We start from the raw sequence: 13,911 nt of genomic DNA, 5'->3' as shown, positions 1-13,911 counted from the left end.
CTCTTGTCAACCCAAGACAGGAGAGCGTTATGAGCAATAAAAGAAGATGAAAACGGCTGCGGCACTCCCGCCTCCCCCGCAGCCGTAACCTGGCACCCTCGTGAAGCCCGCCTCCCAAGCGGGCTTTTTTCTTTTGTTGGCGTGGGTGTTTTTTATGTTTGACAAATTTGTAAAGATGCGGTATAAGAGGAAATCACCACAATGAAGGAGAGATTGATGAAAATCGACAACGACGTGATCGAGCAAGTGGCTCGCCAACTCTACGAGGATGGACGCAAGCGTGTCAGCGGACGACCCGCGTGGGAGAACCTGGATCCCCGCTGCCCTTATGACATGGGCATGAGGTCCGTCGCCATTGAGCGCGCCACGCGCGAACTCGCCAGCGAGTAGGATGCGGCCATGCATGACATACCAAAAGACACCAATGGCTTGCGTCTGTGCAAGATGGTCGGCGACGATTTGGTGATGTGCGAACCTGTGCAATTCGTCGGCGGAGGCGCGGCTGTAGATACCGTTCTCCGCCGAGCTTCTATCAGCGGGAATGTTGGCCCGGTTGGCGACACCGGTGACTATTGGGCTGACCTTTTAAACGCAGAAGGCGACTGGACCGAAACGATTAAACTGGACAGGCATTCATATGCCGCGATCAAGACAAAGTGGGCTAGATGCAAGATCGACCGAGCCGCCTAAACAGAACTCCACACGAACAAAATCTGTAAACCAAGCCTCAAAAACCGTAAACCACAAAAAACTAATGCGCCAGCCTGACCAGCTAGCGCATTGATTTTATTGGGAGTTTTTGGTGGGTGAGCACGGGCTCGAACCGTGGACCCGCTGATTAAGAGTCAGCTGCTCTACCAACTGAGCTACACACCCACTCGCTCCGCCGTTTCCGGCCGGAACGAGTGGCGATATAGAGGCAATGATCCGGCTTGTCCAGCCGCCAGGGGCAGGAAAATGCAACAAAGGCGAAGTTTGTCAGATCTCCAGTTTTCCGCTGGCGATCTTGACCGCCTGCCCGCCAATTCTGGCGCCTTTCACCGCGCCGCCCTCGCTTTCGATGTGAAGATGGATATAGGACGGCCGACCCATCTCCACGCCCTGCTCGATGATGAGCGGATGGACGCCGTCGAGAAGTCCGTCGAAATGCTGGATCGCGCCGGAAAGGGCTGCAACCGCGGCTCCGGTTGCCGGATCCTCGGGTATCCCCATGCCCGGCGCGAACATGCGCGCGTGGAAGGAGGCGTCATGGCGCTCGCCGCCCCGGCAATAGGCATAGCAATCCGCGGGAATGCCATCGACCTGGGGCGCGAAGCTGAGCCAGCGCTCGGCATTGAACTCGAGCTTCGCCGCAGCCGCGAGATCGTGAACCGGCACCATGATGAAGGGCACGCCTGCACTCCAGAGCGTCACCGTATGGTTCTCGAAACCGACCTCATGCACACCGATGCCGAGCGCGGCGGCCATGTCAGCGGGCTCCAGACTGGCCTCGATCCGCGACGAGATGCGCGGCAGGTCGAATTCGGCAAAGCCCGGCTCGCCCGGCATCAGCCGCACCGCGCAGCGCACCGGCCCCACCTTTTCTTCCAGCATCTCGACAAGATCGATGCCTTCATCGGGAAGCTTGCCTTCCATCCGCCGTTCGGCGAGCGCAATGGAGGTTCCGACGGTCGGGTGACCGGCGAAGGGCAGTTCGCGCCCCGGCGTGAAGATGCGCACATTGGCTGAATGCGGCTGATGTTCGGCGGACCTGACGAAGCTTGTCTCGGAAAGATTGAATTCGCGCGCGATCGTCTGCATCTGCCGGTCGTCGAAACGGTCGGCATCGAAGACCACGGCCAGCGGATTGCCGCCGAATGCGGTATCGGTAAAGACGTCGTAGATCGCGTAGTAGGTCATGGAATCTCCGGTTCTCGTTTTCACCGGATATTAGGCTCGCCGGGAGACGGCGAAAACCCCTGACAAGCTGATGCCCGGATCACATAGAGTGATCGGCATCAGCACCAAAGTGATGATGGAGATAATCGGCCATATAGGGCTTGATGTCGCCCGTCATGTCCTCGGGTCCGCGAATGGCGACCATCTCCGAGAGTTCAGGCTCTTCGTCACCGGCGATATGGCGGCCGATCTCCGCCATCAGCGTCGCGGCATCCCGGTTGAAACGGTGGATGCGAAAGAGCGCGAACAACCCGTCGGCACGGTAGATGAGACTTTCCGATGCGGCCTCGGCGTCCGCCAGATCGAGGCCGGTTTCCTCCGCGACCTCCCGGGCCATGTTGGCATAGACATCGACCCGATCGCCGACGATGTCGCTGCGGTCGAGAGAACCGCAGGGCGAATAGAGCTGCCCGGCATTGATCGTATGGTCAGCCATCCGCCCCAGGAGCACCGCGCCATCCGACGAAACGATCACCGCCGCGCTGAACAGATGGGCGACCCCGGTGTCCCGCCGCCCGTGCCGGATCCAGTAGATCTGGTTGGCATAGCGGGTGACATGGGCGGTGCCGGAGACGTGGCCGTCTTGAAAGCCGACCTCGCTCAGCAACAGCACTTCGCCGTTGAAGATATGGGGATTGGCGGCCTTCTCCATCGCCCACTGCGCCTCCACCTCGGCGCGTCGCGCCTCGGCCCATGGCAAATCGCCGGGCGCCACCCGGATATCTATCGAGCGAATGGTGGCGAAGGAGCGGTTGGGGATCATGCCGGCCTCAACGGATCGGAATATCGATGACGACCGGACAATGGTCGGAGGCCTTGGGACGGTCCCAGCCGATGCGCGGGTAACGCTCGACCTGCTGCGCTTCCGGCATGATGGTCCGGTAGGGCTGCCCGCCACGCACGATCTCGGGCACGGCATGAGGCGCGCTCTCCGCAAGCGCGGGCGACAGGAGAATGTAGTCGAGTTGGCACAGATGGCGCTCGTCCGGGCCGCGCGTGTGATAGAGCGTCCAGCGGTCATCGACCGGTCGCCTCTCCACCGGGTTGACGACGAAGCCGTCGCCCATGAGCACGTCGAGCGACGTCCCGCTCTCGCGGGCAGGCGAAAACTCGAAACCGTTGCGGCGGTCGCCGGTTATCACCAGCTTCTCGTAATAATCGTTGAAATCGCCGCAGATGATGAAACGCTTCCTGTCGGTGCGGCCGAAACGTTCCTCGATGATCCGGCGCACCGCCCGGGCCTCCGCCCGGCGGATCGGCATCGTCCATTCGCGGCCCGGAATTCCGTCGCGGGACGACCCCATCGACTTGAAATGCACCACGTAGAGCGTCAGCGGCTTGCCGCCGATGCGAAAATCGATCTCCAGACAATCGCGTTTGAAGATCCGGTCATGCCGCTCCGCCTTGCCTTCCAGATCGGGCTCCCAGATGTCGAGCATCTCGAACGTCAGATGCGCGTGGCTCTGCATCTGCACGAACTCGATCGGCTGGCCGTCGCGGGTCTTCTCGCGAACCATGACGGCCACGTCGATGCCGCGACTGTCATTGCCCTTGGCCATGTATTTGTGGCGATAGCCGGAACCCACCATCTTGAACAGATAGCCGTATTCGAAGGCGTGGAGCGTATCGAGGCTCTCCACTTCCTGCAGGCAGATGATGTCGGCATCCGCATCGGCGATCGCCAGCGCCGTCATCTGCCGCGTGTCGTCGGTCAGCGCGATCGTGCGGGCAATCTCGACCTGCTTGTAGGTCGGCTCGTGATCGATATCGTAGAGTTGCACCGCCCTGTCGCGTCGCAATTCGTTCCGGAAGCCGGAAAAATCGAACCGGCTCAAGAGGTTCTCGGTATTGAAGGTGGCGATTCTGAGCGACATGCGGCCCTCCCGGCTGATGGCGCGGCGACCATAGGACGCTTCGCTCGCCCAGGGAAACCCCTCATTGCCAACCCCGGAAGGGATCGGGCACCCGACAGTCCCGTCAACCTGATCTCGGCTACGAGAGATCTTCCGCCTTATGTCCCTGCACGAGACGAACGGCCCGGCCCAGTCGGCCGACGCCTTCATCGATCTGGCTTTCGTTCGCGCAGGAAAAGGACAGCCGCAACGTGTTTGCCCCCGAACAATCGGCAAAGAAGGCCTTTCCCGGCACGAAAGCCACATTTTCATGCTTCAGGCTGGCCGCCAGCAGTTCCGCGCCATCCATGCCTTCGGGCAAGGTGACCCAGACGAACATGCCGCCATCCGGCCTGGTCCAGGTCACGCCTTCCGGCATATGTGCCTCAAGTGCCTGCAGCATGCGATCGCGGCGTGACCGGTAGACCGACACGATCTTCTCGATCTGGACGTCGAAAACGCTGCGCGCGACATGATTGATCGAAATCTGGTTAAGCGTCGCGGAATGCAGGTCGGAGGCCTGCTTCATCAGCACCAGCTTCGAGATGACCTTCGAGGACGCACAGACCCAGCCGACACGGAGGCCCGGCGCCAGGGTCTTTGAAAAGCTGCCGCAGTAGATGGTCCGCGCCGCCTCGATCGAGCCGCAGCGCGCGATATCCAGCGACAGCAGCGTGGCCACTTCCTCGCCATCATAGCGCAGCGACTGGTAGGCCGCGTCCTCGATCACCGCTATGTCGAGCTCTTCAGCCAGATCCAGCACACGCTCTCGGGCGGCCTGGCTCAGCGTCTCTCCCGAGGGATTGGCGAAATCGGCGGACATATAGGCGAATTTCACCACCCCGCCCTTCTCCGCGGCCATCTTCGCGTAGTCGCCGGGCTCGCGATTGGAAAAAGGCGCCAGCCGGTCATATTCCGGCTCATAGGCGTTGAACGCCGACAGCGCACCCATATAGCTCGGCCAGGTCACCAGCGCGGTGTCGGACGGCGAGAGAAACAGCTTGCCGAGATAATCGAGCGCCTGCTGCGACCCCGATGTGACGATGATGTTGTCCACGCCGCAGGGCACGCCCAGGCTTTTCATCCGCTCGACCAGCCATTCGCGCAGCGGCAGATAGCCTTCGCTGACCGAATATTGCAGCGCCTGCCCGGCCGCCGGCCCGGTCAGCGCCTGGTTCAGGCCCTCGCGGAACGCCTCAGTCGGAAACAGCGCGGGATCGGGAATGCCGCCTGCAAACGAAATCACCTCCGGCTTGTCGAGAAGCTTTAGCAGTTCGCGAATTTCGGACGCCTTCATCCGTGTCGAACGGGTCGCAAACAAGGACGGCCAGTCAAGGCGCGCGTCTGACTGCGAGGCAAGTGCGGGAGCGTTGGTCATCATGTTCACCGGAGTTGTCCCGGACGAAGGTTCACCGTCCACGGCGGCGCCCTCCGGGATGATCCGATAGACCACGAACGGCAATTTATGTCAACAATGCTGACCTATTTTTCCGTTTGTTGCGCGATCGGCCGAAAGCCTTTGCATTTGCTGCACTGGCGCCTTCTCGCGCCACAATCAAAGCCCCGGAAGAGCAAAACCGCCTCCAAAAATTTTGGAACGGGCCCGGCGGTCGCACGTTGTGTCAGCCAGGCGAGCCTTGGTCCGTTGCGTGCAATGACCTCCCACAGCCCGGGACTTCAAGGCCACCCAGGAAACACGAAACGACAAGAAGAAGGACTATCTTATGAAAACCATTCTTCCCGCAATTCTCGCCCTTGGCACTGCCCTTTCCGCCGCCACTCCGGCGCTTGCAGTTCAGGATGTCGACACCGTCAAGCTGGGCGTCCTCAACTGCACCGTCGAAGGCGGTACCGGATGGGTTTTCGGTTCGAGCAAGGATCTGGCCTGCACCTACGCGCCGGCCGATGGCAGCGCTGAAGAGGTCTATGTCGGCACCATCAACAAGTTCGGCATCGACGTTGGCGTGACGGGCAAGGCTCTGATGAGCTGGGCCGTAGTCGCACCGGCCGACTCGGCCTATGCATCCGGACAGCTTGCCGGCGATTACGTCGGTGCGTCCGCCGAGGCCACGTTCGCCGCCGGTCTTGGCGCCAACGTCCTGGTCGGCAATTCCGACAGCTCGATCGCGCTGCAGCCGGTCAGCATTCAGGCGCAGGAAGGCGTCAATGTCGCAGCCGGCATCGCCGAACTGAAGCTCGTCGGCGTCCAGGGCTGATAGCCCGAGCGCAAGATCTTATGGAAACGGCCCGCATCGCGCGGGCCGTTTTCGCTTGGCGCGAAGGAAATTCAGACCGGTTTGTGACTGACGTCCTGCTGGACGTCCGGCTCGGCGATGTGATCCGCCAGAGGCGCGAGGTTCCTCGCCTCCCCCTGCTTGTGCTTCGGCCAGACGCCATTGAAGAGAAAAGCGGTCAAACGGTTCGAAACGATGATGACGTGAATGCCGTAGGACAGCATCCCCGTTACCGGAACCATGATGAGGAACTCGAGGATCGGCGGCAGGTTGAGGCCGGCGAATATGGCTGCCAGCACCAAAATGATCGGATGGTGAAACAGGTAGATCGAGAACGACGCGTCGGCCACCTTCCGGACCACCCCGCGCGGATGATCGAAATGCTTCTGCGCAAAGGCCTGTATGTAACCGGTGATAAACCAGGCGGCGACAAGTCCCGCCATCATCGCAAAGGCATGAACGCTTGGTTTCTGCGACAGGTTCATGGACAGAACCGCCAGCGCAAAGCCGATTGCAAGCGAAAGACCGTCGCCCTTCGCATGGCTTTCGCGCAATTGAGCATTCACGAACGCCCCCACCCCGACAAGATAAAACGGAAAGTACTGGATGTAGCCGAGCAGCGCACCGGTGCGCGAACCGCCTAAGGCATAGACCGTGGGAAGCATGTAGGCCCAGATCGTGACCGCCAGGGCGATCACTGCAAATGCAACCCACCAGCGGCGCAGGGCAAGCACGGTGATCGCCCTCACCCAGCGCTCGAACCGGTCGAGCTTCAGCAGTGCGACAACGATAGCCAGTCCGGCGGAGAACGCGATCAGCGAGTAGAGAAACCACAGATGCGAGATCCACGGCTCGTCGAAATGGCTCAAGCTGGAGAGAGCCGCGCCGTAGAAATTCGGATAGCCGCCCCCTTGCCCCACCGTTTTCGCCCAGCTCTGCACGAGAATCTGGAACGGCAGGATCAGAAGCGTCGCGGAAATCAGGGGCACGCCAAGCCGCGTGAGACGGGTCGCAAACCACGGCCCCGGTCCCTTGCGTGCCAGCATCATCATCGAGAAGTATCCGGCGATCAGAAAGAAGCCCGGCATGCGGAAGGTGTGGATCATATCCGCGACGAATGTCAGCGTCGGGCTGCGTTCCGGCGACGCTACCGACCAGTCATGATGGGTCGAATAGACAACCGCCGCATGGAACGGGATACCAAGCAGAAGGTAGGTTGCCCGTGCAAAATCCCAGTGATGTTCGCGGTCGCCCTGCGCCATTGCCTACATCCCCTCGGTTTGCCCCTTGTTCTAATCGACGAATTATGAAGCATGGATATTTATAGAATTATAATCCCACCGTATTTAAGATAAGCTGAAACCAGCAGGAGACATTGTCGCCGGTAACTTCCGGATCTTCGCTTATACATAAAGGCAGCCGGAAAGAGCCTGACGAGCGCCTAGGCCTCGCTCGGCAGCGCAATGGCTTCGCCGTCAACTCCCAGATATTCGGCCAGGCACGCCACCACGAAACCATGGTCCTCGCGCTGCGGAATGCCCGATACGGTCACCGTGCCGACGATACCCGTACCTCTGACATGGATCGGGAAACATCCGCCATGCGGAGCCATGTCGATCGACGCCACCCCGCGCCCTTCATCGAGCGTCGCGCCACTCGCGGCAAGCTCCCTGCCCATGCGGTAGGACGACATGTGATAGCGCATCACCACATTGATCTTGCGCCGCACCCAGTCAGGATTGTCGGGCGTGGTGCCGGGCAGCGCGGTATAAAACAGCGGACGCCCTGCGACGCGGATATCGATGACAAGAGGCAGTTTCTTCGCCAGGGCACGTTCACGCATCAGCGCTCCGAGTTGCCAGGCGTCTTCTTCGGAAAATGCATCGAAGCGCAGCACGTCTTCCTGCCGCTTGAGGGCCTCTATGTCGTCGCTGATTATCATGGCGGTTTCCTGCGATTATCGGCTAGATATCCCGCAAAGCTGCCGGCACGCAAAGAAAAAACCGCTGAGCCGCGGACTGGCAATCAGCAAGCCCGCGCATTCGTCCGTCGTTATGGAAGCCCGTGCGATCAGTAGCGGATCGAAAGTCTGGCGCTTCCGCCGATTTGCGTCCGATCACTGGAAAGCAGAGCATCCGCATCGAACGCCAGCGACGCATTTTCCGACAACGCCGCCGACAGACTGCCGCCGAAGCGGAGCCGGTCGCGTGATTCCGCCGGGCCCAGCACGGTCAGGGTGGCCGCGCCGGTCCCCAGCGTCGCCGAGGAGGCAGCATCACCCCACACATGCTCGTAGAACAGGTGGACTTCCGGCTTGACGGCACCGAACGAAGCGTCTGCGGCCGCGAGACTGACACCCAGCGACAGGATCGAGCGATCGAGATCGGTGCCGTCGGAGCTGAAATTCATAGCGGCGGAGCCGGTTTCCGTGAAACCGTCGGTCGAGGTGGATATGAAATCGACCCCGGCGGTCGGAGCGATCACCCATGCGGGGCCTGAACCGGGCTGGACGAGATAGCCGTAGCGCAAATTCGCCTGTGCCGCGAAAGTGCCACCGTCATAGCTTGCCGTAGCGGTGTCGCCCGGCAGAATTGAGCGGCTCGTGTCGAAGTGCTGGAATGCGTAGGCCGCGCCGGCATCGACGCCGAAACCGGGCGTGAAGACATCCGCACCGAAGCGGGCATAGAGGCCGAGATGGAAGGAATCGACTTCACCTCGCTCGCTGCCGCTGAAGGTCTCCATTGATCCTTTCAGCCCGCTATAGCCGACACCGAGACCCGCGACGCCCACGAGACCGCCAAGCTGAATATCCCGCAATTCGACGCCCGCGGACAGGCCGGCGGCACTTGCCTCCCATGCGGAACCGATCCCGTCGCCGTCGACCGATGTGTCGAGCCCGAACACCCCTCCGAAGAAGGATAGACGTGATTGCAGCGGTTCGTCCGCCCCCTGCGCAATCACGTAATGCGCCTTGCCGCCAAGCATGAACGACAGGAAGGATCGCGACACGTCGCCTGCCATGACGAGGCCGTCCGGATAGATCTCGCCGGTGGCGAGCGGTGTCATGATCGCCGAGAAAGCGAGATCCTGAGTGAGCGAATTCCAATCGCTGGATGACAATGCGGAAAAATCGTCGCCGTTGTTGGCGAAGACGAAATAGCCTCCGGTATAGGTTGCATCGGCGACAGATCCGTAACGATAGGCGCCGTTGGCCGCGTTGGCGCCTTCCGTGGTGCTGAAGAAAATCACATATTCCTTCCCCGGTGAAAGAAGCACTCCTCCGACATCGATAGTCACTGCCGTGAAAGTCGGATCCGATGGCGCGGTCAGATTTGCCGAGCGAAAAAGCTCCGGTCCAACGATACGGTTGTTCACGGAATCCCACTCGTAGACATAGGCACGATAATCAGGTGCCGTTCCGAATGTCTGCTGCAGGAAGAAAGTGAACTCGCTGAGGAGGTTCGGACCGGTGCTTGTGATCAGCTGGCCGTAGGTGGCGGTGTCCGGTTCGCCCCAAGTACTGATGAACTGAGAGCCATCCCAGGCGGGAACGGTATCGATCGATTGAGCTTCCGCAGGCGAAACCGCCAGGACCGCAGCCCCGAATGCCATCCAATGCAAACCCCTGCACATCGCCGAAGCCCCATCCCAAGCCAAACGAATTAATGGCAGATTTTTACGAAAAATCTTCTCACTTCCGCAAGAATACAAATGATTTCTGCAAACTATACAAACAATCTATACATTGTTTTTACAATGAATTACTAAACAAAGAAAAAATGCAAACCTTCCCCAACCTTCACGCAAGTCTGAAACCAAAAAGGCCGCGGACTGGACCGCGGCCTTTCAGTTTTATTAATTAAAGCTGATTAGCTAATCAGTTCTTGGCCTTGTCGACCAGTGCGTTCGACTTGATCCACGGCATCATGCCACGCAGCTTTTCGCCGACCTGTTCGATCGGATGCTCGTCGTTCAGGCGGCGGGTCGCCTTGAAGCGGGCGGCGCCCGAATGCCATTCCTGCATCCATTCGGTGGTGAAGCGGCCGGACTGGATGTCCTTGAGAACGCGCTTCATTTCCGCCTTGGTCTCGTCGGTGATGATGCGCGGACCGGTCACGTACTCGCCCCACTCGGCGGTATTGGAGATCGAGTAGTTCATGTTGGCGATGCCGCCTTCATAGATCAGGTCGACAATCAGCTTCACTTCGTGCAGGCACTCGAAATAGGCCATTTCCGGCGCATAACCGCCTTCGACCAGGGTTTCGAAACCGGCGCGGATGAGTTCCACCAGACCGCCGCAGAGGACGACCTGCTCGCCGAACAGGTCGGTTTCGCATTCTTCGCGGAAGTTGGTTTCGATGACACCCGAACGGCCGCCGCCGACGCCGCAGGCATAGGAGAGTGCGAGATCATGGGCGTTGCCCGATGCGTCCTGGTGGACGGCGATCAGGCACGGCACGCCGCCGCCCTTCTGGTATTCGCCGCGCACGGTGTGGCCCGGACCCTTCGGCGCGATCATGACGACGTCGACGGTCTTCTTCGGCTCGATCAGGCCGAAATGGACGTTGAGGCCGTGAGCGAATGCGATGGCGGCGCCGTCACGGATATTGTCGGCGATCTCGTTCTTGTAGATGGCGGCCTGCAGCTCGTCAGGCGTCGCCATCATCATCAGGTCGGCCCAGGCGGCGGCCTCGGCAACGGTCATCACCTTGAAGCCGTCGGCTTCGGCCTTCTTGGCGGTCGACGAACCGGCCCGGAGCGCGACGGCCACGTCCTTGGCGCCGGAGTCCTTCAGATTGAGCGCATGGGCGCGGCCCTGCGAACCGTAGCCGATGATGGCCACCTTCTTGGACTTGATCAGATTGAGATCGGCATCGGCATCGTAATAGACACGCATGTTGGTTTCCTTCCCTTGACTAGATTACGGAAATCTTCGGTTCCCCGGCGGCCGGAGCGTCGCCCGCCCCGCCGGAATTCTTAACTCCGCCCTGCCGGTAGCCGTACAGGGCGAGAAACTGGTTGGCGGCCCGCTTGGCGTCCGCCGCGATCGTGGCCTGATCGAGCGAGAAATCGTCGCCCAGGAGAAGCCGGATCTGCACATCGCGCCCGACGAGACCGAAGAAGGCGCGGAACGCCTCCTCGCTGTCTACGAACTCCAGGAGGCCGGCATTGCGGCCCGCCTCCAGAATGGGCTTCAGCCGCTCGCCGATCGCAAACCGGCCATTGGCGAGCACGATCTGACCGAGCCGGCTCTTGGCAGTCGCCGCGTGACTGACGGCCACACGATTGAGCGCGATCGACGTTTGCGAGGAGATCACCGACAGCCAGTTGGCGGCAAAACCCTCGAGGCTCTTGCGCAATTGCGCGGCGTCGAGGCGCTGGCGATCATATTCCCCTGCCCGGACCCGGCTGGCCTGCCATTGAACGGTCGCCGTGAGAATGCCGTCGCGGTCGCCGAACCACTTGTAGAGCGTTTCCTTCGAACAGCTGGCAGCGCGCGCGATCCGCGCCACTGAAAACCCGTCGCCTTCGGCCACCATCAGGCCGAGCACGACATCGAGCACCTCGCGCTGGCGCTCGGTGAACCCGTTTTCCGTCTCGTCCTGAAGGGCTTCGCTGATCATGCCCGCCATGTACCGTACCGTACGGTACGGCGTCAAGCAGTTGTGAAAGCTGCTGCGCGTTATGACCCGGAAACGGTGGAGATCGGTCTTATTCCTGCAGATGGCAACGGATCATGGTCGTGCCGGGCTCGTCGGCGCGGTTCTGGATCAGAAGCGACTTCTGGTTGACCATGGTGATGTTGATCATGCGCTGGCTTGTCGCACCATCCGCCTCGCAGGATGCCGCCAGGGAGAACGTACCGCCCTGCCCGCTGGCCTGCTCATAGCTGCAGCTATCGGTCGACTGCCGGATCGAGCTCGGTGTTATCACGGCATATCCGTCGAACGTGGTCTGATCCATCTTGCGGCAGCCCGCCTCCTCCGCCGCCCAGACACCGACATAGGGCAGCCCGCTCGCCCGGCGGTCATGTTTGAGCGCTTCCACCGAATCCTTGCGCAAGACCATCTCGGGCGGTGTGACGGCGCCCGGATCGGGGTCGGCCCGTACCCCCTTGAGGGCGGCGGCACCATCGCTGCCGACACATCCGGAAATCGAGGCAAGAACTATCGTGAGGCCGGCCGCGGCGGTGAGGAACGCTACCTTGTTACGCATGACATCCTGAGTATTAAGCCGCCGCCTGCTGCCCCGTCCGGCCGGCTGATTCCACTTCGTTGGGCAATTATGAACACGAACATGTCCGAAAATGGAATACCGCACCGCGAGGATTTCAGGGGATGCACCACGCCGTCAGATCGAGACGGCCGAGAGCGACTATCCCCCTTCGCGGGCATCGAAGGCTGCGCGTGCGGAACGGACGGCCCGGTGGTTGGCCTCCGCCCATTCGAAGACGAACCGGTAGCTCTCGAACATCGAGATGCCCAGGCCGGTCAGGCTGTAGGTCACGCTCGGCGGCTTGGTCGGCAGCACAGACCGGTGGACATAGCCGTCGCGCTCGAGATCACGCAGTGTCTGGGTGATCATCCGCTGGGAAATGTCCGGCACCAGGCGGCGCAACTCGCTGAACCTGTGCGGCCGCTCGGAGAGAAGCTGGAGAAGCAGCGGCGCCCATTTCGAGCCGAGGCGCGATATCACCGTACGCACGGGACAATTGTCGAGGTCCAGCCCTTCGGCCTGCATGGCGCGCAATCGCGCCGAGGTGGGCGATGAGATCTGGTCCATGTCGGTACCCTTTCTGTGCCTTGCTACCGAAAAGATGCCTCCTTTACTCCCTTACTTCAATCTCTATTTTAAATATGGTCTCTTTTTGAGACTTATGGAATTCCAACAGGACAGACAGTATGAGCAAGATCCTCGTCACCGGCGCATCCGGCCATCTCGGCGGCCTCGTCATCAAACATCTTCTCGAAACCGAGAAGGTCAGCCCTTCAGACCTCGTCGCCGGCAGCCGCGATACCGCGAAACTGCGGGAACTGGCCGACAAGGGCATAAAAACCCGCCCGGTCGATTTCGACGACGAAGACGGACTGGCCGAAGCCTTTGCGGGGATCGACCGGCTCCTGATCATTTCCACCGATACGCTCGACACCCCGGGCAAGCGCGTTGCCCAGCATTCCGCCGCCGCCCGGGCCGCCGGCAAGGCAGGTGTCGGGCGCATCGCCTATACGTCGATCCCGAAGCCGGAAACCAGCGCGATCAGCTTTGCCTGGGAACATCGCGACAGTGAGCGCGCCATCGCCAAGACCGGCGCGGCAACCACGTTCTTCCGCAACGGCTGGTACATGGAGAACCTGTTCATGTCCCTGCCACAGGCAATCGCCACAGGCACCTGGCATACGTCAGCCGATACCGGCGGCATCTCCTACATCGCGCGCGAGGATGTCGCCCGCGCGATCGCCGCGAGTCTCGCCGGCGAACAGTCCGGCAACGCCGTCTACACCCTCACCGGCTCGCGACCGATCTCCACGGCAGAAGCCGCCGAGCTCGCTTCCAACGCGACCGGCAAGCCGGTTGCCGTCGATATCCTGACGGACGGGGACTTTTCCGCGGCTCTCGCCCAGGCCGGCCTGCCCGGTTTTCTCATCGAGCTCGTCGTGTCGGCCGATAAGGCCACGCGCAACGGCGATCTCGGCGACGTTACCGAAGACTTCGCCAGGTTGACGGGTCGGCAACCGGCTCGCATCGAGGACTTCTTCGAGGCCAATGCCGCCGCTCTCGCCGGCTGATCTGGAAGGCGGCGCACCAAAACGGAAAAGACCTCCGGCACCAGGATGCGCGCCGGAGGT

15 protein-coding genes and 1 tRNA gene are annotated in these 13,911 nt (G+C 61.1%); 4 read left to right on the top strand and 12 right to left on the bottom strand.

Annotated features, from left to right (window positions below; genetic code table 11):
- The first annotated feature begins 216 nt into the window (after nucleotides 1-216).
- Entirely contained in the window at nucleotides 217-390 is a 174-nt protein-coding gene (locus E2A64_RS17820; protein ID WP_158285732.1) for a hypothetical protein, read from the top strand.
- 9 nt (nucleotides 391-399) lie between these two features.
- On the top strand, nucleotides 400-690 hold the full coding sequence (locus tag E2A64_RS10070) for a hypothetical protein (protein WP_133284377.1): 291 nt from the start codon (nucleotides 400-402) through the stop codon (nucleotides 688-690).
- A gap of 110 nt (nucleotides 691-800) precedes the next feature.
- On the opposite strand, the gene E2A64_RS10065 is transcribed toward E2A64_RS10070, so the two are convergent.
- From E2A64_RS10065 to E2A64_RS10045, 5 genes are all read right to left on the bottom strand, one after another.
- Nucleotides 801-876 (bottom strand) — tRNA-Lys (locus E2A64_RS10065).
- Nucleotides 877-978: 102 nt separating this feature from the next.
- A complete protein-coding gene (locus tag E2A64_RS10060) occupies nucleotides 979-1,899 on the bottom strand; it encodes a PhzF family phenazine biosynthesis protein (protein WP_133284376.1) in 921 nt (306 codons plus the stop codon).
- A 79-nt stretch (nucleotides 1,900-1,978) separates the two neighbouring features.
- Complete coding sequence (locus tag E2A64_RS10055) at nucleotides 1,979-2,701, bottom strand: NUDIX hydrolase (RefSeq protein ID WP_133284375.1); 723 nt, start codon at nucleotides 2,699-2,701, stop codon at nucleotides 1,979-1,981.
- A gap of 7 nt (nucleotides 2,702-2,708) precedes the next feature.
- Entirely contained in the window at nucleotides 2,709-3,812 is a 1,104-nt protein-coding gene (locus tag E2A64_RS10050) for an endonuclease/exonuclease/phosphatase family protein (RefSeq protein ID WP_133284374.1), read from the bottom strand.
- 118 nt (nucleotides 3,813-3,930) lie between these two features.
- Nucleotides 3,931-5,208, bottom strand: coding sequence for an aminotransferase-like domain-containing protein (locus E2A64_RS10045; RefSeq protein ID WP_133285015.1), 1,278 nt, complete (start codon nucleotides 5,206-5,208; stop codon nucleotides 3,931-3,933).
- A gap of 346 nt (nucleotides 5,209-5,554) precedes the next feature.
- Here E2A64_RS10045 and E2A64_RS10040 point away from each other — a divergent pair, with 346 nt between their 5' ends.
- A complete protein-coding gene (locus E2A64_RS10040) occupies nucleotides 5,555-6,046 on the top strand; it encodes a DUF992 domain-containing protein (protein ID WP_133284373.1) in 492 nt (163 codons plus the stop codon).
- 71 nt (nucleotides 6,047-6,117) lie between these two features.
- Here the strand turns inward: E2A64_RS10040 and E2A64_RS10035 are convergent, their stop codons facing one another.
- The 7 genes from E2A64_RS10035 to E2A64_RS10005 form a co-directional block, all read right to left on the bottom strand.
- Nucleotides 6,118-7,326: an acyltransferase family protein gene (locus tag E2A64_RS10035; RefSeq protein ID WP_133284372.1), complete on the bottom strand. Its 1,209-nt coding sequence runs from the start codon at nucleotides 7,324-7,326 to the stop codon at nucleotides 6,118-6,120.
- A 179-nt stretch (nucleotides 7,327-7,505) separates the two neighbouring features.
- The gene (locus E2A64_RS10030) at nucleotides 7,506-8,006 is read right to left on the bottom strand and encodes a heme-degrading domain-containing protein (RefSeq protein ID WP_133284371.1); all 501 of its coding nucleotides are present in this window, start codon (nucleotides 8,004-8,006) and stop codon (nucleotides 7,506-7,508) included.
- A gap of 128 nt (nucleotides 8,007-8,134) precedes the next feature.
- A complete protein-coding gene (locus tag E2A64_RS10025; RefSeq protein WP_158285731.1) occupies nucleotides 8,135-9,676 on the bottom strand; it encodes an autotransporter outer membrane beta-barrel domain-containing protein in 1,542 nt (513 codons plus the stop codon).
- Nucleotides 9,677-9,941: 265 nt separating this feature from the next.
- Nucleotides 9,942-10,961, bottom strand: coding sequence for a ketol-acid reductoisomerase (gene ilvC / locus E2A64_RS10020; RefSeq protein WP_133284369.1), 1,020 nt, complete (start codon nucleotides 10,959-10,961; stop codon nucleotides 9,942-9,944).
- 19 nt (nucleotides 10,962-10,980) lie between these two features.
- Nucleotides 10,981-11,688 carry a TetR/AcrR family transcriptional regulator C-terminal domain-containing protein gene (locus tag E2A64_RS10015; RefSeq protein ID WP_158285764.1) on the bottom strand — a complete coding sequence of 236 codons (708 nt, stop codon included), beginning with the start codon at nucleotides 11,686-11,688 and terminating at the stop codon, nucleotides 10,981-10,983.
- 88 nt (nucleotides 11,689-11,776) lie between these two features.
- Nucleotides 11,777-12,280: a hypothetical protein gene (locus E2A64_RS10010; RefSeq protein WP_133284368.1), complete on the bottom strand. Its 504-nt coding sequence runs from the start codon at nucleotides 12,278-12,280 to the stop codon at nucleotides 11,777-11,779.
- Nucleotides 12,281-12,439: 159 nt separating this feature from the next.
- Complete coding sequence (locus tag E2A64_RS10005; RefSeq protein WP_133284367.1) at nucleotides 12,440-12,847, bottom strand: winged helix-turn-helix transcriptional regulator; 408 nt, start codon at nucleotides 12,845-12,847, stop codon at nucleotides 12,440-12,442.
- A 119-nt stretch (nucleotides 12,848-12,966) separates the two neighbouring features.
- On the opposite strand from E2A64_RS10005, the gene E2A64_RS10000 reads away from it, so the two are divergent.
- Nucleotides 12,967-13,851, top strand: a complete 885-nt coding sequence (locus E2A64_RS10000; RefSeq protein ID WP_133284366.1) for an NmrA family NAD(P)-binding protein — start codon at nucleotides 12,967-12,969, stop codon at nucleotides 13,849-13,851.
- Nucleotides 13,852-13,911: the final 60 nt, after the last annotated feature.

This window comes from Pseudohoeflea suaedae, from assembly GCF_004354915.1.
In the GTDB taxonomy this organism is placed as follows: Bacteria; Pseudomonadota; Alphaproteobacteria; order Rhizobiales; family Rhizobiaceae; genus Pseudohoeflea; species Pseudohoeflea suaedae.
The sequence above is the reverse complement of the archived record's forward strand: the minus strand, read 5'-3'. Positions and strand labels throughout refer to the sequence as shown.